Source organism: Pseudonocardia sp. Cha107L01 (assembly GCF_052566575.1).
In genome coordinates this window covers 1,101,919-1,124,903 of record NZ_CP199579.1, presented here as the reverse complement: position 1 = coordinate 1,124,903, position 22,985 = coordinate 1,101,919, and the positions used below count along the sequence as shown (strand labels likewise).

The 22,985-nt window shown below is 72.4% G+C and carries 17 protein-coding genes and 1 pseudogene; 13 read left to right on the top strand and 5 right to left on the bottom strand.

Translation table 11 applies throughout. The features are described 5' to 3' along the window. Positions 1-319 precede the first annotated feature (319 nt). Complete coding sequence (locus ACTXG6_RS05360) at positions 320-1,159, top strand: C40 family peptidase (RefSeq protein WP_445186648.1); 840 nt, start codon at positions 320-322, stop codon at positions 1,157-1,159. Positions 1,160-1,306: 147 nt separating this feature from the next. Continuing rightward, positions 1,307-1,918, top strand: coding sequence for a DUF1707 SHOCT-like domain-containing protein (locus ACTXG6_RS05355; protein WP_445186647.1), 612 nt, complete (start codon positions 1,307-1,309; stop codon positions 1,916-1,918). Positions 1,919-2,020: 102 nt separating this feature from the next. Here ACTXG6_RS05355 and leuS read toward each other — a convergent pair whose 3' ends face one another. Beyond that, on the bottom strand, positions 2,021-4,954 hold the full coding sequence (leuS, locus tag ACTXG6_RS05350; protein ID WP_445186646.1) for a leucine--tRNA ligase: 2,934 nt from the start codon (positions 4,952-4,954) through the stop codon (positions 2,021-2,023). A gap of 275 nt (positions 4,955-5,229) precedes the next feature. Between leuS and ACTXG6_RS05345 the strand changes: the two genes are divergently transcribed. Continuing rightward, positions 5,230-5,796, top strand: coding sequence for an SdpI family protein (locus ACTXG6_RS05345; RefSeq protein ID WP_445186645.1), 567 nt, complete (start codon positions 5,230-5,232; stop codon positions 5,794-5,796). A 5-nt stretch (positions 5,797-5,801) separates the two neighbouring features. On the opposite strand, the gene ACTXG6_RS05340 is transcribed toward ACTXG6_RS05345, so the two are convergent. Continuing rightward, positions 5,802-6,179, bottom strand: coding sequence for a hypothetical protein (locus tag ACTXG6_RS05340; protein WP_445186644.1), 378 nt, complete (start codon positions 6,177-6,179; stop codon positions 5,802-5,804). A 93-nt stretch (positions 6,180-6,272) separates the two neighbouring features. Then, positions 6,273-6,872 carry a YqgE/AlgH family protein gene (locus ACTXG6_RS05335; protein WP_445186643.1) on the bottom strand — a complete coding sequence of 200 codons (600 nt, stop codon included), beginning with the start codon at positions 6,870-6,872 and terminating at the stop codon, positions 6,273-6,275. A gap of 257 nt (positions 6,873-7,129) precedes the next feature. On the opposite strand from ACTXG6_RS05335, the gene ACTXG6_RS05330 reads away from it, so the two are divergent. Continuing rightward, positions 7,130-8,374, top strand: coding sequence for an MFS transporter (locus ACTXG6_RS05330; protein ID WP_445186642.1), 1,245 nt, complete (start codon positions 7,130-7,132; stop codon positions 8,372-8,374). Between the two features lie 176 nt (positions 8,375-8,550). Here the strand turns inward: ACTXG6_RS05330 and ACTXG6_RS05325 are convergent, their stop codons facing one another. Continuing rightward, complete coding sequence (locus ACTXG6_RS05325) at positions 8,551-10,023, bottom strand: CCA tRNA nucleotidyltransferase (protein ID WP_445189919.1); 1,473 nt, start codon at positions 10,021-10,023, stop codon at positions 8,551-8,553. A 139-nt stretch (positions 10,024-10,162) separates the two neighbouring features. Here ACTXG6_RS05325 and ACTXG6_RS05320 point away from each other — a divergent pair, with 139 nt between their 5' ends. The 9 genes and pseudogenes from ACTXG6_RS05320 (at position 10,163) to ACTXG6_RS05280 (ending at position 21,837) form a co-directional block, all read left to right on the top strand. Beyond that, the gene (locus ACTXG6_RS05320) at positions 10,163-10,654 is read left to right on the top strand and encodes an NUDIX hydrolase (RefSeq protein WP_445186641.1); all 492 of its coding nucleotides are present in this window, start codon (positions 10,163-10,165) and stop codon (positions 10,652-10,654) included. Further along, positions 10,651-14,025: a hypothetical protein gene (locus ACTXG6_RS05315; protein WP_445186640.1), complete on the top strand. Its 3,375-nt coding sequence runs from the start codon at positions 10,651-10,653 to the stop codon at positions 14,023-14,025. Before ACTXG6_RS05320 ends, ACTXG6_RS05315 begins: the two co-directional genes overlap by 4 nt. Continuing rightward, the gene (gene murJ, locus ACTXG6_RS05310; protein WP_445186639.1) at positions 14,022-15,650 is read left to right on the top strand and encodes a murein biosynthesis integral membrane protein MurJ; all 1,629 of its coding nucleotides are present in this window, start codon (positions 14,022-14,024) and stop codon (positions 15,648-15,650) included. The genes ACTXG6_RS05315 and murJ overlap by 4 nt, the downstream gene beginning before the upstream one ends. Positions 15,651-15,808: 158 nt before the next feature. Next, the gene (locus tag ACTXG6_RS05305; protein WP_445186638.1) at positions 15,809-17,602 is read left to right on the top strand and encodes a protein kinase family protein; all 1,794 of its coding nucleotides are present in this window, start codon (positions 15,809-15,811) and stop codon (positions 17,600-17,602) included. Between the two features lie 69 nt (positions 17,603-17,671). Then, positions 17,672-18,238, top strand: a complete 567-nt coding sequence (locus ACTXG6_RS05300) for a sigma-70 family RNA polymerase sigma factor (protein WP_445186637.1) — start codon at positions 17,672-17,674, stop codon at positions 18,236-18,238. Then, complete coding sequence (locus tag ACTXG6_RS05295; RefSeq protein WP_445186636.1) at positions 18,235-18,900, top strand: hypothetical protein; 666 nt, start codon at positions 18,235-18,237, stop codon at positions 18,898-18,900. The genes ACTXG6_RS05300 and ACTXG6_RS05295 overlap by 4 nt, the downstream gene beginning before the upstream one ends. Before the next feature lie 211 nt (positions 18,901-19,111). Next, the gene (gene trxB / locus ACTXG6_RS05290; protein WP_445186635.1) at positions 19,112-20,110 is read left to right on the top strand and encodes a thioredoxin-disulfide reductase; all 999 of its coding nucleotides are present in this window, start codon (positions 19,112-19,114) and stop codon (positions 20,108-20,110) included. 21 nt (positions 20,111-20,131) lie between these two features. After that, a pseudogene (trxA, locus tag ACTXG6_RS05285) lies at positions 20,132-20,479 on the top strand (thioredoxin); the annotation flags it as partial. A 212-nt stretch (positions 20,480-20,691) separates the two neighbouring features. After that, complete coding sequence (locus tag ACTXG6_RS05280) at positions 20,692-21,837, top strand: peptidoglycan-binding protein (RefSeq protein WP_445186634.1); 1,146 nt, start codon at positions 20,692-20,694, stop codon at positions 21,835-21,837. 218 nt (positions 21,838-22,055) lie between these two features. Here the strand turns inward: ACTXG6_RS05280 and ACTXG6_RS05275 are convergent, their stop codons facing one another. Then, entirely contained in the window at positions 22,056-22,721 is a 666-nt protein-coding gene (locus ACTXG6_RS05275; protein WP_445186633.1) for a GNAT family N-acetyltransferase, read from the bottom strand. Between the last annotated feature and the right edge of the window lie 264 nt (positions 22,722-22,985).

The following is a 22,985-nucleotide window of genomic DNA, read 5'->3' as shown; positions in this document are numbered from 1 at the left end:
GTGACATCCATCACGAAACAATATCGTTCAAATGTGATCTGCATCATAGTTTCTATTCAATAAACTTCGTAACTTCTGTTCGGCCCCACGGCAACGCGCCACCCGACCCCGGGTGGACACGGCGGGGCCACCGTCGATCGGACCCGCAACTACCGCCAGGCGGCGGCACGGAGCGGGTCAGCGGTCCCGCCCGGACGCTCCCCTTTCATCACCCAGGGGGGTACCGGTCGGCCTCGACCGCCTCTCGGCCGCTCACCTGCGGCCCGGGTGGCCGGGGCAGCGACTCGATCGACGGGCGCCACGAAGGAGCTCGGAGTCTGTGCCGCACCATCCTGAAGCGTTCTGGACCGGGGCAACCGCCACGGCCAAGCCCACTCTCAGGGCGAGCGCGTTGGTCAAAGCCACCGCCGCTACCGCGACCGTTGCCGCGTTGTTCGCGGCCGGCTCCGCTGACTTCCCCACCTCGGTCGGCCGACTGGGTTACTCGGACCACCTGAGCACCCCGGCCATCCACCTGCCGTTGCACGCCATGCCCACCCCCGCCGCGATCCACCCGGCGGCCGTACCGGCCCTGTCAGCGGCCAGCGCGGCGGTCCCGGGGCCCGGGGCCATCCCGGTCGCACTGGCAGGCCGCACGGCCGCCTCCGTCGCGGCCCTCGCGGCCACCCCGCTGTGGCCGAACCACCCGGCACTGCTCAACGCCGCGCTCACCGCCGCCCGGCCGCCGGCCGCGGCGGTCCCGGCTGTGGCGGCCGCCCCGGCTGTGGCGGCGGTCCCGGCCGCTCCGCCGGTAAAGATCGCACCGCCGCCGTCGAAGGGGTCCCGCGCTCTGGCGGCCGCGCTGACCGCCAAGGGCACCCCGTACGTCTGGGGTGGCGCCAGGCCGGGTGGCTTCGACTGCTCCGGGCTGATGCTGTGGTCGTTCAAGAAGGCCGGCGTCTCGCTGCCGCACAGCAGCTCCGCGCAGAGTGTCATGGGCCAGCCGGTGTCCCGGGCCAACCTGCAGCCCGGCGACCTGGTGTTCTTCTACAGCCCGGTGAGCCACGTTGGCATCTACGTGGGCAACGGCCAGGTGCTGAACGCGCCGCAGACCGGCGACGTGGTGAAGCTCAGCCCGATCAGCCGCATGCCGTTCCACAACGCCCGCCGGATCACCTGAGCACTGGCTTCGGGCCTCGGTCTTCGGGCTTCGGGCTTCGGGGCTCGGGCTTTCGGGCCTCAGGCCGAAAATCGGGCCGGCTGACCGCCCGTTCTACCTTTACTCTCGGCGTCGACAAAGGCGCAGAGCGGTGATGGGGAGGACGCGGTGGCCAGCGGTACCGGTCCACACGAGGAGCACCTCCGGGCCAGGGAGCACCTCCGGGCCAGCGACTCGGACCGCCAGCGGGTGGCCGACCGGCTGCGCCAGGCAGTGGACGAGGGCCGACTGACCCTGCTGGAGTACGACGAGCGGCTCGGCGCCGCGTACGGCTCGCTGACCTACGGCGAACTGGCCAAGGTCACCAGCGATCTGCCGGACGCGGCGCCCGGGTCGTCGATCCTCCCCGCCGAGGGTGGCGGCTCCGCGGGCAGCGGGTCCGCGGGCAGTGGGTCCGCGGGCAGTGGGTCCGCGGGCAGTGGGTCCGCGGGTACGGCCTCACCGGTCCCGGCCGGGGGCGCGGAGCCGGCCGGCCGGACCAGGGCCTACCTGATCCAGCAGGGGCGGGGCTGGCTCGGCGGCGCGGTCATCACCAACGGCATCTGGGCCGCGACCTCCGGGTTCGACTGGCACAGCTACTGGCCGGGCATCGTGCTGCCGATCTGGGCGGTCGCCATCCTGGCCGGGGTCATCAAGGGCGATCACCACAAGGACCCGGACCAGCGCGACCGCGACCGCGACCGGGGACACCTGGGCCGGGGGCCGCACCGGACGGACTGACACCACGCCCGGCTTTACCGGTGGACGCCGGGGGACGCCCGGAGAGCCGTGTTGCGTATACCTACGCAGAGCTGCTCTGCGTAGGTACACGCAACGGCGGGGTCAGAGCACGATGTTGACCAGCCGGCCGGGCACCACGATCACCTTGCGCGGACTGCCGCCGTCCACCAGCGCAACGATCTTCTCGTCGGCCAGCGCGGCGGCCTGTACCGCCTCCCGGTCCGCGTCGGCAGGCACGGTGATCCGGGACCGGACCTTGCCGTTGACCTGGATCGGGTACTCCACGGTGTCGGCCACCAGGTACCGCTCGTCCGCCACCGGGAAGGGCGCGTAGGCCAGCGTCTCCTCGTGCCCCAGTACCGACCACAGCTCCTCGGCGATGTGCGGGCACAGCGGCGCCAGCATCAGCACCAGCGACTCCGCCACCGGACGCGGCACCGAGCCCGGCTTGAGCACCTTGGTCAGGTGGTTGTTCAGCTCGATCAGCTTCGCGGCGGCGGTGTTGTAGTGCAGTGCCGCGTAGTCGGTGTGCACGCCGTCGATGGTCCGGTGCAGCAGCCGCAGGGTGTCCTCGTCCGGCTCGACGCCGTCCAGCACGGCGGCCTGCCCGGTCTGCTCGTCGACCAGGTTGCGCCACAGCCGCTGCAGGAACCGCTGCGAGCCGATCACGTCCCGGGTCGACCACGGGCGGGAGACGTCCATCGGCCCGGTGGACATCTCGTACAGCCGGAACGTGTCCGCGCCGTACCGATCGCACATCTCGTCCGGGGTCACCACGTTCTTCAGTGACTTGCCCATCTTCCCGTACTCACGCCGGACCGGCGCACCGTTCCACGTGAAACCAGGGGTGCCGCCGGCACTCTCGGCTTCGACCACCTCTTCGGCGGGCACGTAGGTGCCGCGCGCGTCGGTGTAGGCGTAGGCCTGGATGTAGCCCTGGTTCAACAGCCGGCGGAACGGCTCCTCGGAGCTGACGTAGCCCAGGTCGAACAGCACCTTGTGCCAGAACCGGGAGTACAGCAGGTGCAGCACCGCGTGCTCCACGCCACCGACGTACAGGTCCACGCCGCCCGGGTCGGCCGCGCCGTGCCGGGCCGGGTCCTTGCCCATCCAGTAGCGCTCGACGTCCGGGTCGCAGAACGTCTTGCTGTTCGTCGGGTCCAGGTAGCGCAGCGGGTACCAGCAGGAACCGGCCCACTGCGGCATGGTGTTCGTCTCGCGGCGGTAGTGCCGGACACCCTGACCCGTGGCGGAGCCGGCGACCGGGCCCAGGTCCAGGTCGACCTCGACCCACTCGGTGGCCCGGGACAGCGGCGGCTCCGGCTGGGTGTCGGCGGCGTCGGGGTCGTAGCTGCGCGGCGAGTAGTCGTCGATCTCGGGCAGCACCACCGGCAGCTGGTCCTCCGGCAGCGGCAGCGGGCCGTACTCGTCGTGCACGATCGGGAACGGCTCGCCCCAGTAGCGCTGCCGGGAGAACAGCCAGTCGCGCAGCTTGTACTGCACCACCGACTCCCCGGCGCCCTTGCCGGCCAGCCAGTCGATGATCACCCGCTTGGCGTCCGCGACGTCCAGGCCGTTCAGGCTGACCTCGTCGTTCGCCGAGTTGATCGCCGGGCCCGCGCCGGTGTACGCCTCGCCGTCGAAACCGTCGGAAGGCGCCACGGTGCGCACGATGTCCAGCCCGAACTTCACCGCGAAGTCCCAGTCCCGCTGGTCCTGGCCGGGCACCGCCATGATCGCGCCGGTGCCGTAGCCCATCAGGACGTAGTCGGCCACGAAGACCGGGATGACCGCGCCGTTCACCGGGTTGGTCGCGTAGCCGCCGGTGAAGACGCCGGTCTTGTCCTTGTTCTCCTGGCGGTCCAGCTCCGACTTGCGCCCGGCGGCCACCCGGTAGCTGGCCACCGCCTCGGCCGGGCTGGCCGCGCCGGCGGTCCACCGGTCGTCGACGCCGTCCGGCCATGCTCCGGTGGCCAGCGCATCGACCAGCGGGTGCTCAGGCGCCAGCACCATGTAGGTGGCGCCGAACAGCGTGTCCGGGCGGGTGGTGAAGACCTCGATGCTCTGGTCGACACCGGTGACCGGGAAGCGCACGGTGGCGCCCTCGGAGCGGCCGATCCAGTTGCGCTGCATGGACTTCACCGAGTCCGGCCAGTCCAGCCGGTCCAGATCCTCGGCCAGGCGGTCCGCGTACGCGGTGATCCGCATCATCCACTGCTTCAGGTTGCGGCGGAACACCGGGAAGTTGCCCCGCTCGCTGCGCCCGTCCGGGGTGACCTCCTCGTTGGCCAGCACGGTGCCCAGCCCGGGGCACCAGTTGACCGGCGCCTCGGACAGGTAGGTCAGCCGGTACGAGTCGATCAGCAGCCGGCGCTGCACCGGCGAGCGCTGCTCCCACGGCTCGGTACCGGCCGGAACCGCCCGGGTGCCGGCGGCGAACTCCGCCTCCAGCTCGCTGATCGGGCGGGCCCGGCTCGTGTCCGTGTCGTACCAGGCGTTGTAGATCTGCAGGAAGATCCACTGAGTCCAGCGGTAGAACTCGACGTCCGTGGTCGCCACCGAGCGGCGGTCGTCGTGCGCCAGTCCCAGCTGGTGCAGCTGGGTGCGGTAGCGCTCGATGTTCGCCTCGGTCGTGGTCCTCGGGTGCGTGCCGGTCTGCACCGCGTACTGCTCGGCAGGCAGCCCGAAGGCGTCGAAGCCCATCGTGTGCAGCACGTTGTGGCGGGTCATCCGCAGGTAGCGGCCCAGCACGTCGGTGCCGATGAAGCCCAGCGGGTGGCCCACGTGCAGCCCGGAGCCGGACGGGTAGGGGAACATGTCCAGCAGGTAGACCTTGTCGCCCCGCGCGGCGGCCAGCTCCGGGTCGCCCAGCTCACCACTCGGGTTGGGCGCGTTGAAGGTGCCGTGATCGCGCCAGTGGTCCTGCCAGCGGCGCTCGATCCGACCGGCCAGCGCGGCGGTGTACCGGAACGGCGGCGCGTCCTCCGGTTCGCGCGCGGTCGCGGCCGCGCTCGACGCGGTGGTATCGGTACTCATGTGTCTCCGGTCCTCCTGATCGGGCCGCCGCTGTCGGTGTCGATCCGACCGCGGCGCGGTTCGCCCTGCCTGCATCCGCACTGCTGAGAATGGAAAAACCCCTCCGCCGAGAGGCATGAGGGGTCGGCCGCGCCGGCGTGGAATTCGCTCAGCGCGGCTCGATAAGCAGCAGGCGGGCCGCTAGCACGTCTCCAGGGTAGCTCGCGAGCGCGACGGGGCCCGCATCGGTTCCCCGCCGCGCCTGGCGCTTTGTCCGGTCCGGTTAGTCTGGTCCGGTGGCTGGTCAGGCATTAGGGGTGATCGCCGGGCTGCTCGTGCTCGGCGGGCTGGCGCTGGCGGTGGTCGGGATACTCGGCTGGCGGCGGCGGCTGCCGCGCAACCGGTTCGCCGGGGTGCGCACGGTCAACACGCTGCGCGACGACGAGACCTTCGCGGTCGGCAACCAGATCGGTGCGCCGCTGTCGATGGCCGCCGGCGCGGTCGCGGTGCTCGGCGGGCTCGCGGTACTGGCCACGCCCTCGACCGCGGTGCGGCTGACGCTGATCGTGCTCGCCGCGCTCGGTGCCCTGGTACTGACCGCGGTCGGCGGGGTGCTCGGGGACAGGGCGGCGAAGCTGGTGCCGGTGCCCACCCTCGGCGGCTGCAGTGGGGTGTGCGCCGGGTGCAGCCTGGTGGACGGCTGTGGCTCGGCTGGCTCAGGCGACTCGGTTGGCTCAGCTGACTCGGGTGGCTCGGACGCCGCGAGTGCTGGCAATGGCGCGCGCGCTGTGACCAAGGACACCGTGAGCGCGGATGCCGGGAGCAGCTCCGACGTCACGTCGGACGAGCCCTCGTCCAACTGACCCGCTCAGCTGAACGGGTTGACGCCCTGCAGCTCCAGCGACTGGTCGGTGAAGTACTTGCAGCCGTTCTGCACGATGCCCCGCTGACACTCGTCGCGGTACTGCTTCTCCCACGCCGTCATCGGGCGGCCGAGGGTCCACGGCCCGGTCGCCGGGGTGGCCTTCGGCGTCGAGCCGACCGACTGACCGGGCCCGGCCGTCCCAGCCGTGGACGAGGCGGTCGGCAGCACGGCCGAGTTCGGCCCCGGTGGCACCGCCCCCGGCGCGGTGTAGTCCTCGGACGGCTTGAACCGGGCGCAGCCGGTGAGCAGGGTCAGCGCCAGGCCGGCGAGCGCCAACGCGGCGCCCCGGTGGACCCGCGATGACCTGGACAGACTGCGCACCGGCCAAGTGTGCGCGCCGGAGGCGGACCCGCGCCAAGCGATTGGTGTGAACCAGCTGCTCGAACGGGTGGGACTACCAGCTCGGTCAAGCGGTCAGTTGGCCGCTACGTCGGCCGGGAAGGTGGACAGCAGCGCGAGCGGCATGCCCTGGCGGCGCAGCACCCGCCCCCACAGGTCACCGCTGCCGGAGGCGAGCACGTCGTCCGGCAGAGCCGGCACCAGGATCCAGTCGCCCCGGCCGATCTCACCGGCCAACTGACCGGAGTTCCAGCCGGAGTAACCGGCGAACACCCGCAGGCCGCGCAGCCGAGGCGCCAGCTCGGCCGGGTTCGAGTCGAGGTCCACGAGTGCCACTGGTCCGCGCACCGCGACGACCCCGCCGATCGTCGCCGGGTCGTGCCCCGGACGGAAGGCGGCCAGGCACAGCGCGGTCTTGGCGTCCACCGGGCCGCCCACGAAGACCGCCCTCGGTCGGGTGGTGTGCGGCGCCCATGCGGGTAGCACCTCCTGCACCGAGACGTCGCTCGGCCTGTTCAGCACGACACCCAGGGTGCCCTCGCCGCGGTGTTCGATCACATAGACCACGGTTCGCCGGAAGTTCGGGTCGGACAAGCCCGGCGTCGCCACCAGCAAAGTCCCCGGCTCGACGTCGCGGTCCTCTTCCGCCCGCCCGTGCGCCGCCACGTCGCTCATCGTTTCATCCTCCAGTGCCCACGTGACAGCCGTGTAATCATGACACTCTGTCGAGCCTTTCGGTGACTCCATACCCAACGCCTAATACCGGCCCGCGGGGACCAGGGGAGGCGTTAGCCTTGAGCCTCGTGGGTTCGGGTCAGCGAGTAGCTGGAGATGACATCAACCGGGTCGGAAACGTCAAGGGAGACACGCGCCGCAATCGGCTCGGTCTTCGCGGGCTGCTCGGTACCCGGGGTTTCCGCAGGTTACTGGTGGTGCGGTTCGCCGCGCAGTGGGGCGACGGGATGTTCCAGGCCGCGCTCGGCGGCGCGGTGCTGTTCAACCCCGAGCGCGAGGCCGACCCGATCGCCGTAGCCATCGGGCTGGCCGTGCTCTTCCTGCCGTACTCGATCATCGGCCCGTTCGCCGGCGCACTGCTGGACCGTTGGGACCGCCGCCGGGTGCTGTGGGCGGCGAACCTGGTGCGTGCGGTCCTCACCGTTGTCGTCGCGGTGCTGGTCGCCACCGGCGTCGCGGGCGCGCCGCTGTACCTGGGTGCGCTCGCCGTCACCGGGGTGACCCGGTTCGTGCTGGCCGGGCTGTCCGCCTCGCTGCCGCACGTGGTCGAGGAGAAGCACCTGGTCGAGGCCAATGTGGTGGCGGCGACCGCCGGGGCCGCGATCGCCGCGATCGGCGGGGCCTGTGCCATTGCGCTGCGCGGCGTGTTCGGCGCGGACAACCCGGGCTCGGCCACCATCACGGTGATCGCCTCGCTCGGCGCGGTGGCCGCGGCGCTGGTCGCCGTCGGTTTCCGCCCCGGCGTGCTCGGCCCGGACGAGCGCACCGAGGCCAAGCGCGCGATCGTCGCGGTGGCCCGGGGCCTGGTCGACGGGGCGCGGGCCACCGCCCGGGTGCCCAGTGCGTCGGCATCCTTCGCCGCACTGGTTGCGCACCGGTTGGCGTTCGGGGTGTCCACGCTGCTGATGCTGCTGCTTTTCCGGCACGGCTTCACCAGGCACGGCGTGCTGCTCACCGGGATGGGTGGCATCGGCGAGATGGTGGCGGTGGCCGCCGCCGGGCTGGGCGCGGCCGCCGTGGCCACACCGTGGCTGGCGCACAAGGTCGGCCGGTCGGGGGCGATCCGGATCGCCCTGGTCATCGCCGGCCTGACGTCGCTCGTGCTCGCCATGCACATCCGGATGGAGGCCGCGCTGATCGGCGCGTTCCTGCTCACCGGCTGCGGGCAGATCGTCAAGCTCTGCGCCGACTCCGCCGTCCAGAGCGAGGTGGACGACGACACCCGCGGCCGGGTGTTCGCGCTCTACGACGCGGTGTTCAACATCGGCTACGTGGTGGCGGTGGCGGCCGCCGCGCTGCTGTCCCCGCCGACCGGCCGCTCACCGTTGCTGCTGGTGCTGGCCGCCGCGTGCTACTTCGTCGGGCTGGGTGGCCACGAGCTGCTGCACCGCCGCACCCCGCGTACCGCCAAGGCCGCCGACGCCGCCCTCACCGGCCCGTAGCTCCCCGTCCCGTAGCTCCCCGCGAGTCGGGGCTCTCAGCACACCGAGTCGGGCATCTCAGCACACCTGCGTGCGGTGCGGGCCCGTGCGCGGGTGTGTGCCAGGAGCCCCGACTCAGTGTGCTGAGACGCCCGACTCGCGGAAGGGGTGGGGTGGGGGGCGGCGGTCGGCTTGGGTCAGGACAGGTTCTGCTCGGCGGCCCAGCGGCGGAGTTCGGCCTCGGCCTGCTCGTGGGTGAGCGGGCCCTGCTCCATCCGGACCGCGAGCAGGTGCTGGTAGGCCTTGCCGACGAGCGGGCCCGGCTTCAGGTCGAGCAACCGCATGATCTCGTTGCCGTCCAGGTCCGGCCGGATCGCGTCCAGCTGCTCCTGCTCGCGCAACGTCGCGATGCGCTGCTCGAGCGAGTCGTAGCTGCGCTGCAGGGCGGTCGCGCGGCGCCGGTTGCGGGTGGTGCAGTCGGAGCGGACCAGCCGGTGCAGCCGCTCCAGCAGCGGGCCGGCGTCGGTGACATAGCGGCGCACCGCGGAGTCGGTCCACTCGCCGGTGCCGTAGCCGTGGAACCGCAGGTGCAGGTACACCAGCCGGGACACCTCGTCGATGACCGACTTCGGGTAGCGCAGCGCGCGCAGCCGGGCCCTGGTCATCTTCGCGCCGACCACCTCGTGGTGGTGGAAGCTGACCCGCCCGTCCGGCTCGAGCTTGCGGGTCGCCGGCTTGCCCACGTCGTGCAGCAGCGCGGCGAGGCGCAGCACCAGGTCGGGACCGTCGACCTCGCGCTCGATCGCCTGCTCCATGACCACGAGCGAGTGCTCGTAGACGTCCTTGTGCTGCATGTGCTCGTCGGTGGCCAGCTGCATCGCCGGCACCTCGGGCAGCACGTGCTCGGCCAGCCCGGTGCTCACCAGGAGCTCGAGGCCGGCCCTCGGGTGCGCACCCGTGATCAGTTTGGACAGCTCCGCCTGCACCCGCTCGGCGGTGATCCGGGTGATCTGCTCGGCCATCGCGGTCATCGCGGCGCGCACCCTCGGCGCCACGTCGAAGCCGAGCTGGGACACGAAGCGCGCCGCCCGCAACATCCGCAGCGGGTCGTCGGCGAACGAGTCCTCGGGCGCGGCCGGGGTGTCCAGGATGCGGCTGGCCAGCGCGGCGAGCCCGTCGTGCGGATCCACAAATCGGCGGCCGTCCACGCCGGTCAGATCAATAGCCATCGCGTTCACCGTGAAGTCGCGGCGCAGCAGGTCACCTTCGACGGTGTCACCGAAGACAACCTCGGGGTTGCGGGTCCGCCGGTCGTAGCTGTCGGCGCGGAACGTGGTGACCTCGATCTGCACACCCTGGCGGATCGCGCCGATGGTGCCGAACGCGATCCCGGTGTCCCACTGCCGCTCCGCCCAGCCGGACAGCAGCCGCTGCACGGCGTCCGGGGTCGCGTCGGTGGTGAAGTCGAGGTCGCCGCTGCCGGCCTTGCCCAGCCGGCCGAGCAGCGCGTCCCGCACGCTGCCACCGACCAGGAACAGCCGGTACCCCTCGGCGGCGAACCGCTCGGCCAGCTCATCCGCGAGCGGCGCCACCCGCAACAACTCCACGACCGCATTCTCCCTGGCCCGGGAAATTCGGTGGGTTGCTCGAGTGGGCAGATCTCGGGATATCGGGTACGACGCGGCGAAAGCAGACACGGCGAACCAGTCTATGCGTACCGACGCAGCGGGCGTGCATACCCACGGCAGGTCACCACTGAACCGGGTCGTGCGCCGGACGTGATGTTTGCGACGTCGTTACCATCTCGGCATGTCCCCTTCCCGCGGTCGCTCGGATGGGCGCCGCGGGCGCGGCCCGGAACGCCGTCGGCGGCTGCGCACGGTCGACGAGACCTCCGCCGGCGGACTCGTCGTCGACCACGAGAAATCCATCGCCGCCGTGATCGGTCGGCTGGACCGGCGCGGCCGGCTGCTGTGGTCACTGCCCAAGGGCCACATCGAGGAGGGCGAGACGCCGGAACAGGCCGCTGTCCGCGAGGTGCAGGAGGAGACCGGGATCGTCGGTGAGGTGCTGGCCCCACTGGGCACCATCGACTTCTGGTTCGTCGCCGAGGACCGGCGGGTGCACAAGACCGTGCACCACTTCCTGCTGCGGGCCACCGGCGGCGAGCTCTCCGACATCGACGTGGAGGTGACCGAGGTGGCCTGGGTCCCGCTCAACGAGCTGGAGACCAGGCTGGCCTACGCCGACGAGCGGCGACTGGTCCGGCGGGCGACCGCCATGCTGGAGGAATCGGCGTGACGCTGGGCCCGCGTCGGCCCGCGACCAAGCTGGTCGCGCTGGCCGTGCTGGCGATCGCCGCGTTCTGGGGGCTCGGTGCCGCGGTACCCGGCCTGGCCAGCGCATCCCCGACCGGCAGCGCGCGGGCCCTCCCACCGCCCCGCGAGCTGCCCGCCAACCGGGCGACCGCCCCGGCGCCGACCGCGCCGACATCCCGGGGACCTCGGCTGGAGCTGCGGGTGGCCACCATGAGCCCCCGGATGGTGACCTCCACCGGGCCGGCCACCCTGACCCTGACCGGGCAGCTGGTGAACATCGGCGACCAGGTGGTGCGCGACGTCGAGATCCGTGCCCAGCGCGGCGACCGACTTCGCACCGAGGGCGACGTGCGCACCGCGCTGACCGGCAACGCCGCCGACGACTCGGTGACCCCCGGGTTCACCCCGGTGACCGACGAGCTCGGGCCGGGCCAGGGCACACCGGTGCGGTTCAGCGTGCCGGTGCGCGGCACCGTGACCAGCTCGCTCGCCCTGCAGCGCACCGGGGTCTACGAGCTGCTGATCAATGTCAACGGTGCCCCGGACAGCGGCGCCCAGGCCCGGCTGGCAGGGGTTCGGATGCTGCTGCCGGTGCTCGGGCTGCCGGCGGCGGACGGCGGCGCACCCGAGCCCTCGGCCGGTGAGGTCACCGGCGGGCCGACGCCGGTATCCATGCTCTACCCGATCGCCGACCAACCTCGGCGGCTGCCCACCGGCCCCGGTGAGCCGGTGTTGCTCGGCGACGACCAGCTGGCCGCCTCGATGAGCCACGGCGGGCGGCTGGACGGCCTGCTCGGCGCGCTGGAGACCGCGGCCCCAGTCGGGTCGCCGGTGCGCGAGGCGATCTGCCTGGCCGTCGACCCCGACCTGCTCCGCACGGCGGCGGACATGAGCACCGGCTACCGGGTGCGCCCGCCGGACGGCCAGGAGGTCGACGGGCGGGGCGCGACCGCCGCCGGTCAGTGGCTGGACCGGCTGCGCGCGCTGGCCGCCGGGCGCTGCGTGGTGGCCCTGCCGTACGCGGACGCCGACCTGGTCGCGCTGTCCAGGGCCGGGCTGGACGACCTGTCCGCCTACGCCACCCAGGACGGCGCCAAGATCGCCTCGGAGATCCTGCGCACGCCGGTGCGCACGGACACCACCTGGCCGGCCGAAGGCTTGCTGGACGAGCGCTCGCTCAGCGACTACGTGCACAACGGCGGCCGCGAGGTGGTGCTGTCCGCCGACGCGGTGGCGGTGAGCGGACGGTCCAGCCGCAGCACCGCGGGTGGACTGGTCCGGCTGGCCGCCGCCGGCGCGGAGGCCAACGGGCTGCTGGCCGACCCGCTGGTCACGCTGGCCGCCCGCGGTCAGGACAGCAACGTGGCGACCGGCGGCATGTACTCCGGTGAGGTCGGCTCGGACGGCTCGAACCGGGGCCTCGGCGCGCTGGCCGGCAACAGCGTCAGCCCGGCCGGCAGCGGCACCCCGCTCTCCGACCAGGACACCATCGGCGCGACCGCGTTCCGCGCGCTGAACGGCCCGACCTCGGCATCCAGCGGTTCGACCAGCAGCTCGACCAGTCCGCTGCTGGTGGCACCGCCGCACCGCTGGAACACCACCGGCACCGACGCCCGTGAGCTGCTCGGCACCCTCGGCACCCTGATCGCCGCCGGCCGCCTCTCCCCGGCCGCGCTGCCCGGTACGCCCGCCACGGCCGCCAACCCCCCGTCCGCCGCCGATGGGCAGCCCACCGCGAGCGGGGCGCCCGCCGCCGGCCAGCCGGGCACCGTTACCCCGTCGGCCGGGGCCCCGAATCCCGCGGCCCCCGATCTCGAGGTCAGTAGCTCATCGGCACCCAGCGCGACACTGGTGTACCCACTGCGCGCCGGCGCCCGCGAGGTGCCCGGCACGATCACCGCCGAACTGGGGGCCGACCGGGACGCCACCCACGATCTGCGCTCCGCCGCCGAGGCCGAGCCGGGCGTCGGGGCCACCCCGGCGCAGGTCTTCGACCCGGTCACCGAGGGACTGCTGCGCGCCTGTTCGGCGGTCTGGCGCGGCAACCCGGACCTGGCCGGCGTGGCAACCTCGGTGATCACCCAGCGGGTTTCGCTGCTGCGCTCACTGGTCCGCGTGCTCGAGCCGCCGAGCCCGTACGCGCTCGGTGACAAGGGCGCTCCGCTGCCGATCACCCTGGCCAACGGGCTGCCGGTGGCGATGCGGGTGCGGGTGGCGCTGTCCAACACGCCCGGTCTGCGCACCGAGTCGATCCCGGAGCAACGCATCCCGCCGATGGGCCGGCTCCAGCTCCGGGTGAACACCCAACTGACCCGCTCCGGCCAGTTCAGCGTGGAGGCGCGACTGACCACGCTGGCCGGCAGCCCACTCGGCCTACCGAGCCGGTTGCAGTTGCGCTCGACCGCTTACGGCACCATCACGTTGTGGTTGACGGGTACAGCTGGCCTTCTGCTGGTGATCCTCGCGGTACGGCGGATCACCCGTCGGCTGCGCGGGGCGCCGGTCGGTCGGCGCGCCGAGGCGAGCCCGAGGCCGCCGGTGGACCCGGCCCGGCCGCTGCCGCCAGCCGACGGACGCCCGGTGCGACCGGGTCCGAGCAGAGCCTCGCCGGTGACCACGGCGACCCGCCCCGGCAGCCGTTCGGTGCCGGCGGGCACCCCGTCGGCCCCGGGCAACCGAACGGCGCCGGCGCGCCCCAAGCCGCCCTCGGGCACCCCGGCCGTCACCAGGCCGGCGTCGACGGGCAACCGGATCGGCCGCAGCGTCGGCCCGCCCACTCCGTCGGTCGGCACGCCGGTCCCGCCGAGCTCCCCGGCGGCCTACCCGGGGCGGACGGGACGATCATTGCCGGCGGCCCCCCGGGTGAGCCGGCCGAGCACGAGCCAGCCGGTACAGCCCCCGGCGAACCGGCCGGCCCAACAGGGTCAGCCCGCGGCACCCAAGAGCCCGTCACCCCAAGGCCCGGCACCCAAGGGCCCGGCGCCCCAGACCCCGGCGCCCCAGGCGCCGGTAAGGCACGGTCCGGCACCCCAGGCCAGGCCACCGGCGGCGAACCCGGCGCAACCGACCCAGCCGAACACCCCGGCCACCCGGCCGGCCCCGACGATCGGCCGACCGACCAGTGGCCGGTCGGACCGAACCGACCGGTCCGGCCGCTCGGTGGGCCAACCGGCCACCCCGCAGGCCAACCCACAGTCCAACCCGCAGTCCAACCCACCGGGCGACCGGGCAGCCAACCCACCGGTGAACCAACCGGCCGGCACGGGCGGCCCGCCGAGTCGTCCGAGGACGACGCCGCCGCCACCGGGCGAGCGGGGCACCCCGCCGACCGGCCCGAGGGTGCCGCGTCGGTGACCTCGCCCACCCCCTCGTCCCCCGCCGCCCGGCGCACCTCCCTGATTCGGGACAGCGGCTCGATGGCGGTGGCCAGCCTGGTCAGCCGCATCACCGGGTTCGTCCGGCAGCTGGCGCTGGCCGCCGCGCTCGGGCTCTCGGTGCTCAACGACTCCTACACGGTCGCCAACACGCTGCCGAACATCGTCTACGAGCTGCTGCTCGGCGGCGTGCTGAGCAGCGTGATGGTGCCGCTGTTGGTGCGCGCGCAGGCCGAGGATGCGGACGGCGGCGAGGCGTACACCCAGAAGCTACTCACCGTGGCCACCGCGGTGATGGTGCTGGCCACCGTGGTCGCCATCGCCACCGCGCCCCTGCTCACCTGGCTGTACCTGGGCGGTGACTCGCACAGCGCGGCCAATCCGAAGCTGGCCACCGCCTTCGCCGTACTGCTGCTGCCGGAGATCATTTTCTACGGCCTCGGCGCGCTGTTCGGCGCGATCCTGAACAGCCGGGGAGTGTTCGGGCCGTTCGCCTGGGCGCCGGTGCTGAACAACGTGGTGATGCTCGGCGTGATCGGCATCTACCTGCTGATGCCGGGTGAGATCAACCTGTACCCGATCCACCTGACCGATCCGAAGGTGCTGGTACTGGGCCTCGGCACCACGCTGGGCATCGCGGTGCAGGCGCTGGTGCTGCTGCCATCGCTGCGCCGGGCCGGGTTCCACTGGCGGCCGAGGTGGGGCTGGGACAACCGGCTGCTGGAGGCCGGCGGCCTGTACGCCTGGGTGATCGGCTACGTGCTGATCGGGCAGGCCGGCTACATCGTCACCACCCGGGTGGCCGCGCCGTTCGCCGGCAGCGTGTCCACCTACGCGAATGCCTGGCTGCTGCTGCAGGTGCCGTACGGGGTGCTCGGGGTGTCCCTGCTCACCGCCCTGCTGCCCCGGATGAGCCGCGCGGCCGCCGCCGGCCGACTCGGCGAGGTGATCAAGGACCTGTCACTCGGCAGCCGCTACTCGACCATCGCGCTGCTCCCGGTGACCGTGTGGATCACGCTGTTCGGTACCTCGATCGGGGTGGCACTGTTCAGCATCGGGCGTACTTCCGAGTCCGGTGCCAGCCGACTGGGCGCCACCCTTGCGGTGTCCGCGTTCGGGCTGCTGCCCTATGCGCTGTGCCTGCTCCAGCTGCGGGTCTTCTACGCCATGAAGGACGCCCGTACCCCGACGCTGATCCAGCTGGTCATGGTGCTGGTGAAGATCCCGATGCTGCTGCTCTGCCCGGTGCTGCTGCCGGCCGGTGACGTGGTGCTGGGGCTGGCGGCGGCGAACAGTGCCTCGTTCATCGTCGGCGCGGTCGTCGGCCAGGTCTGGCTGCGGCACCGGCTCGGCGCGCTGGACACCTCCTCGGTGGCGGTCACCTTCGGCAAGACGGCGGTGGCGTCCACCTTCGGCGGGTTGGCCGGCGCGGGCCTGGTGCTCTGGGTGCGCGGCCCGCTCGGCGAGCAGGTCGGCCCGGTCGCGCAGGCCTGGATCGTGCTGCTGGCCGGCACCGTCGCCGCCATGGTGGTCACCCTGATCGGCATGCGGGTGGTGCGCCTGGCCGAGCTGAACCCGCTCTGGCAGCGGTTGGCCCGCCGCTGAAACACCGTTGGCCCGCCGCCGTCATCCGGCTGACACCCGGCTGAGAGACAGGTGACGCTCTCGTCTCAGCTGAGCCTGAATGAGCTCGATCCGGGTACGCCTGCCGTAGGCTTGAACCGGGGCTCGCGGGTCCCGAGTGGCGGAGGGGGTCGGGCAGGGTGAGCAGGCAGTTTGAGCGGCGCTCGGCCGTGACCCTGGGTGGCGAGGCCACCGTTGAGGCCGAAGCCGACGACGAGGGCATCGGATCTTCGACCGCCGGGCCCGACGACTCGGCGCAGAACCCGCTCGCGCCGCCGAACTACCACCCCACTCCGCGCCCCCGGGCGAGGCCTGTCGGAGAGAGCACCGCGGCCGGCCCGGCCAAGCCACCGACCGGCCTCGGCCCGAACAGCCAGCCGGCCCGCTCGGCCGGCACGGTGATCGCCGACCGGTACCGGCTGCTGGCCCAGGCAGGCGCGGACAACTCGGTGCACGCCGAGTTCTGGCGGGCCAGGGACACGGTGCTCGAGCGGGACGTCTCGCTCACCCTGCTGCAGGAGACCGGCGAGTCCGGGCAGTCCGCGCGGGCCGCCGACATGATCAGCAGGGCGCTGCGCTGGGGCCGCTTCGAGCACGTCGGCTGTGCCCGGCTGCTCGACGTCATGCGCAACGACCACGGCGGGCTGCCGGACGACGTGCTGGGGCTCGCGGTCACCGAATGGGTGCCCGGCCGCAGCCTGGCCGAGGCAGTCGCCGCCGGGCCGCTGCGTACCGGCGTGGTGCTCGGCATGCTCGACCCGCTCGCCCAGGCCGCCGAGGCGGCACACCGCCAGGGCCTGGTACTGGGCTGCGCGCACCCGCAGCGGGTCCGGATCACCCCGGAGGGCAAGGCCAGGCTGGCGTTCGCGCTGCCGCACCCCGATGTCACGCCGGCCGACGACGTGCGCGGGCTCGGTGCGCTGCTCTACGCGCTGCTCACCGCCCGGTGGCCGCTCTCCGGTACGGACGCCGAGCTGGCCGGGCTGGCCGCCGCGCCCCGGGACGTGCAGAACGTGGTGGTACCGCCGGGCATCATCCGCCCCGGGGTGTCCGTGGAGGTGTCCGCGCTGGCCCTCGGCGCGCTCGGGGCCGGCTCCCCGCACGGGCAGGTCCACACGGCCGCCGGCGTGCACAAGGTGCTCACCGAGCTGCTGGAGGCCGAGCAGGAGGCGGCAATGCTGCCCCCGCCGGACGACGGCGCGCCGGTCGACCCGGACGAGGTCTGGCGGGTCGACTCGGTGGCCCCGCCGGAGCCGGACCGCAAGCGCAAGCTCAGCATCGGCATGGGTGGCCTCGCGATCGGCATGGTCGCGGTGATCACCTACGTCGGGATCCAGGTCGGGTCGCTGCTCGGCATCACGCCGGCCTCGGCGCCCCGGATCACTGTCAGCGGCCCGTCCGCCGCCGGCCCGGTCGCCGCTGCCCCGGCCGCGCCCGGTGCCGCCCCGAACGCCGGAGCAGACGCGGACACCGCGCCGGCCGGCAACCGTGAGGCCGTGGTGCACGCGGCTTCGGTCCGGGTGTTCGACCCGACCGGCGACCCGGACAATCCCGGCCGCGTCGGCCGGGTGGTGGACGACGACCCCAACTCCAACTGGGGCACCTACATCTATCACCAGCCGTTTCCTGCGCTCAAGCCTGGCGTCGGGATCATGGTGTCGTTCGCGTCGCCGGTGCAGCTGTCGACGCTGACCATCGCCTCGCCGAGCGTGGGCAGCCAGATCGAGATCCGTTCCGCGCCGACCCCCGACGCGGCCTTCGGCCAGACGATCCCGATCGGCAGCACCACGGTTGCGGGCAACAGCACGGTGGTGTCGCTGGCCGGCAGCCAACCGGTGCAGAACGTGCTGGTCTGGATCACGAAGCTGGGCGGCGGCGGCGACCAGAACGTCACCGAGATCTCCGACCTCCGCTTCGAGCGCGTCACCGGGTAGCGCTCGCGATCGCGAAGCATTTCCCCGAACCGGCCGGACCGGGCGACAGGGCTCCCTAGCGTCGCCGGGGTGACCCGTTCCGATGCCGAGCTGCTCCGCGCCCATCTGGCCGGTGAGCCGGGGGCGTTCACCGTGCTGGCCAACCGGTACTACCCACGGCTGTGGTCGACCGCGGTGCACACCCTGAGCAACCGCGAGGACGCCGCCGACGCCGTGCAGGACACCCTCATGCGCGCCCATCAGGCCGCTGCCAGCTGCGAGTCCGGCGACTCGATCTGGCCGTGGCTGCGCCAGATCCTGCGGAACATCTGTCTGGACCGGCACCGGCGCGACCGGGCCCGCCCGGCCGAGGCGGTGCCCGGCGAGGTGCTGGAGCAGATTCCCGCGCCGCGCAACCCGATCGCCGACCACGAGGAGCGGATGGACGTGTTCGCCGCGCTGGAGCAGCTGCCCTCGGAGCAGAGCCGGGTGATCTTCCTGGTGGAGATCGCCGGCTATCCGGTCCACGAGGCCGCGAAGTTGCTCGGCGTCGCGGAGGGCACGGTGAAGAGCCGCGGTTGGCGCGGTCGCAAGCGAATGGCGGAGCTCTACCGGGGCGAGCCACCCACCCTGGCGGCCGCGACGGAGGAACGGTGAACGGGATGAACCCCTCGTGCTCGGACGATCCGGCCGTCGCGCTGGCCCTCGGTGAGCTGGTGCCCGACGACCTCGACGTGGCGGGCCTGTCGCCGGAGCTGCTCGACGCCCTGGCCGCCAACCGCATCGAGCTGGCGAACACCGAGCTCCCCGCACCGCCACCGGACCTGCTCCGCCGCTGGGATGCCGCGCTGGCCGAACTCCCGCCGTTGGTACCGACCGGACAGCTCGCACCGGTCCACCGCCTCACCGACCGCCGGTCGACCCGCTGGGCCGCCGGGCTGGTGGTCGCGGCGGCTGCCGCCGCGGCGGTGCTGGTCGCCGTCCCCGGCACCACCGCCGCACCCGTGCCGGCCACACCACCGCCGGCCGGTCAACTCGAGCAAGCCGGCCCGTTGGCGCTGACCAGCAAGGACCTGCCGATGGGCGGCCAGGACTACGGCCCGCTCGGCGATCCCGCGCGCCGGGCCGGCTGCCTGGCGCACGTCGGAGCACCGGGCGCGACCGTGCTGGGGGCCAGGCAGGTGAACTGGGCCGGCCGCCCGGGAGTGCTGCTGGTCCTGCCCACCGGTGAGCCGGGGCGGCTGCGCGCGCTGGTGGTCAGCCCGGACTGCGGGCCCGGTCGCGGCGAAGTGCTGGCCGACACCCCGGTCGGCCGCTGACCCCCGGCCGTCGAGGCATTCCGGCGAGCGCGGTCACAGCTCCCGGGCGGAGGGCCCTGACCTGCGGCGACCCGACTTCCGCGCATCCTGGGACCGGGCCGGCATGACCACCGGTCACCTCAACGGCGACGCGCGTCACCAGCGGGAATGCCTCCTCCTAGGATCGCGTTGAAAGGCTTGCACATCAAGCGAGGAACGGACGGGTGGAGATATGTCGGACGTGCGGGATCTGGTGATCATCGGATCGGGGCCGGCCGGTTATACGGCCGCTGTCTACGCCGCGCGGGCGCAGCTGAACCCCCTGGTGTTCGAGGGTTCCCAGTTCGGTGGTGCGTTGATGACGACCACCGAGGTGGAGAACTTCCCCGGCTTCCGGGACGGCATCATGGGCCCGGACCTGATGGAGCAGATGCGTGAGCAGGCCAAGCGCTTCGGCGCCGAGCTGCGCGCCGAGGACGTCGAGTCGGTCGATCTGACCGGACCGGTCAAGACGGTGACCGCGAACGGGCAGACCTACTCGGCTCGCGCGGTGATCCTGGCGATGGGCGCGGCGGCCCGCTACCTGGGCATCCCGGGTGAGCAGGAGCTGCTGGGCCGCGGCGTCAGCGCCTGTGCGACCTGTGACGGGTTCTTCTTCCGCGACCACGACATCGCGGTGGTCGGCGGCGGCGACTCGGCCATGGAGGAGGCGACGTTCCTGACCCGCTTCGCCCGCTCGGTGACGATCGTGCACCGGCGCGAGGAGTTCCGGGCGTCGCGGATCATGCTCGAGCGCGCCCAGAACGACCCGAAGATCCGGTGGCGCACGAACGTCGCGCCGGTGGAGGTCCTCGGTACCAACGGCAGCGTGTCCGGGCTGAGGCTGCGCGACACGGTGACCGGTGCGGAGTCCGTGCTGGACGTCACCGCGATGTTCGTGGCGATCGGGCACGACCCACGCAGCGGCCTGGTCTCCGACGTACTGGCCACCGACGAGGACGGGTACCTGCGGGCCCCCAAGGCGCCGAGCACCTACACCGAGATCCCGGGTGTGTTCGCCGCCGGCGACCTGGTGGACCGCACCTACCGGCAGGCGATCACCGCGGCGGGCTCGGGTTGCGCCGCCGCGATCGACGCCGAGCGCTGGCTGGCCGAGGAGCAGGTTGGCTCCGAGCCGGTCGGCGGTGGCTACGGCTCGACCGCCGAGCAGGTGAGCGCGGCCACCCACTGACCCGCCAGCCACCAGACGAAGAGACATCAAACAGAAGGAGAATCGATGGCCAACACCGTGAACGTTACCGACGACACATTCGACCAGGACGTACTGAAGAGCGGCAAGACCGTCGTGGTGGACTTCTGGGCCACCTGGTGCGGACCGTGCAAGATGGTCGCCCCGGTCCTGGACGAGATCGCCGGTGAGAACTCCGAGAAGATCACGGTGGCCAAGCTGGACATCGACCAGAACCCGAGCACCGCACGGGACTACCAGGTCATGTCCATCCCGACAATGATCGTCTTCCAGGACGGGAAGCCGGTCAAGCAGATCGTCGGCGCCAAGCCGAAGGCCGCGCTGCTGAACGACCTGTCGGACTACCTGTAACCCATCTCAGCGACGCCGGGCCGACCCAATGTCGGCCCGGCGTTGCTGTGTGCACTCTCAGACGACTCGACTAGGCCGTCCGGGGGACGATCGGAAGACGTGCCGGGGGCGCATTGGGTGCTATCGGGCCCGTCAGGGCACAATAATGCCGGCCCACAGACCTAGGGCGCCGTCCGGCGGCGCCGGCGAACGTCAAGCGATGCGAGGGGTGCATGCAGCTACTGCGCACGGGGGACAGCGGTCCGGCCGTCGCCGAGGTGCGCTCCGCATTGCGCGAGTTCGGGTTGCTCGTCCCGCTCGCCGCCGGAGCCCCCGACGACCATTACGACAGCTTCGTCGAAGGTGCGGTGCGGGCCTTCCAACAGCAACGTGGGCTGATCACCGACGGCATCGTCGGGCCGGCCACCGCACGGGCGTTGCGCGAGGCACGCTGGTCGCTGGGTGACCGGATGCTGGGCCTGATGATTTCCGCGCCGATGGCCGGCGACGACGTGTTCACCCTGCAGGAGCGGCTGCTCGAGCTGGGGTTCGACACCGGCCGACCGGGCGGCGTCTTCGACACGCAGACCGAGAAGGCACTGCGGGCCTTCCAGCGCGAGTACGGGCTCAACCAGGACGGCATCTGCGGGCCGGCCACCCTGCGCGCGCTGCGCCAGCTGGGCCGCAAGGTCACCGGCGGCCGGCCCGGCCTGCTGCGAGAGCAGGAGCGGGTGCGCAAGGCCGGCCCCCGACTGCGCGGCAAGCGCATCGTCATCGACCCCGGCCACGGCGGCCCGGATCGCGGCGTGATGGTCGCGGACGTGGCCGAGGCCGACCTGATGTGGGACCTGGCCCGCCGGCTGGAGGGCCGGATGGCCGCCACCGGCATGGAGGCGCTGCTCTGCCGGGGCGAGCACTCCTGCCCGCCGGACGCCGAGCGTGCCGCGTTCGCCAACGCCGCCGGCGCCGACATGCTGCTCTCGCTGCACACCGACGCCAACCACAGCATGCACGCCCAGGGACTGGCGACCTTCCACTTCGGCACCGGCAACGGTTCTACCTCCACGCTCGGCGAGGCGCTGGCCGGCCTGATCCACCGCGAGCTGGTCGCCCGCACCCGGATGCTGGACTGCGGCATCCAGGGACGGACCTGGGAGATGCTGCGGCTGACCCGGATGCCGGCGGTACGCATCGAGGTCGGTTACCTGACGCACCTCGGCGACCGGCGCAAGCTGCTCGACCCGGTGTTCCGGGACGTGGTCGCCGAAGGGATCCTGGTCGCGGTCAAGCGGCTGTACCTGCTCGGCCAGGACGACCAGCCCACCGGCACGTTCACCTTCCAGGACGTGCTCGCCCGCGAACTCGCCCGCGCCGAATAACCGCACCCCCCGCACCGTTCCCGCGAGTCGGGGCTCTCAGCACACCGAGTCGGTCGTTTCAGCACACCCAGACGGCGTACAGGCGGCCCTGTGTGGCCCGTAGGGCCGCTACTTCGGGCAACTTGACACACTCGACCGGAGCAACGCTCGAACGCCTGTCCGGACGTCTCAGCGGCAGCCGGCGCAAAATGGCCCGATCGGTGCCCGGCGTCGGTCGGTCAGTGGGCCGGGGCGGGTGCCGGGGTGCGAGGGATCTCGATGGCGGGCAGTGCGCCGGTGTTCTGCGCCGGGATGGTGATCTCATTGAGCAGCCGCTCCAGGGCGGCCTCCACGTCTTCCTTCCAGGACAGACCGCTGCGCAGCTCGAGGCGCAACCGGGGCCAGCGGTGGTGCGCCCGGACGGTCTTGAAGCCCACCGAGAGCAGGAAGTCGGCCGGGATCACGCAGTGCGAGTCCGCCGTCGGAGCGGCGTCGCCGAACGCCTCGATGGCACGCACCCCGCGCCGAGTGAGGTCCTTCGCGACCGCCTGCACCAACATCCGGCCGATGCCACCACCGGCCAGTTCCGGCACCACGGCGACCGCGGTCAGCAGCACGGCGTCGTGCCCGACCGGGCCGGTGGGGAACGACGCCACCCTCGGCACGGCGGCGGGCGGGGCGTACATCGCGTAGCCGGCGGGCATCCGGTCGATATGGACGATCTTGCCGCAGGAGCCCCAGTCCAGCAGCGTGCTGGACAGCCAGGCTTCCTTCTCGAGCTCGGTATTGCCGTACTCGGCGGCCTGCTCGCCCATCTGCGGCGCGAGCTCCCAGAAGACGCAGCTCCTGCATCGCTTGGGCAGCTCGTCGATGTTGTCGAGCGTGATACCGATCACAGACGACACGTGCTTCGGACCTCCACGGCGTCGAGTGGCCGGCCAAGGCTCACCGGACGCCGGTCTACGGCGCCCTTTCTCGAGGATAGATCGATCCAGGAACGGACGGGAACCCACTGGTCCGCGGCCGGTCGGTGAACATCGGCGAAGGGTTGGCCCGATCGGGGACCGCTTACACTCACGACTGACCGAGTTCGGCCTCAAGCGATCCCGGAGCGTCAGGGTGCCCCCTTCGGCCGCCGCCTCGCCGGCCCCCGAGTCCCGTCCCGCCAT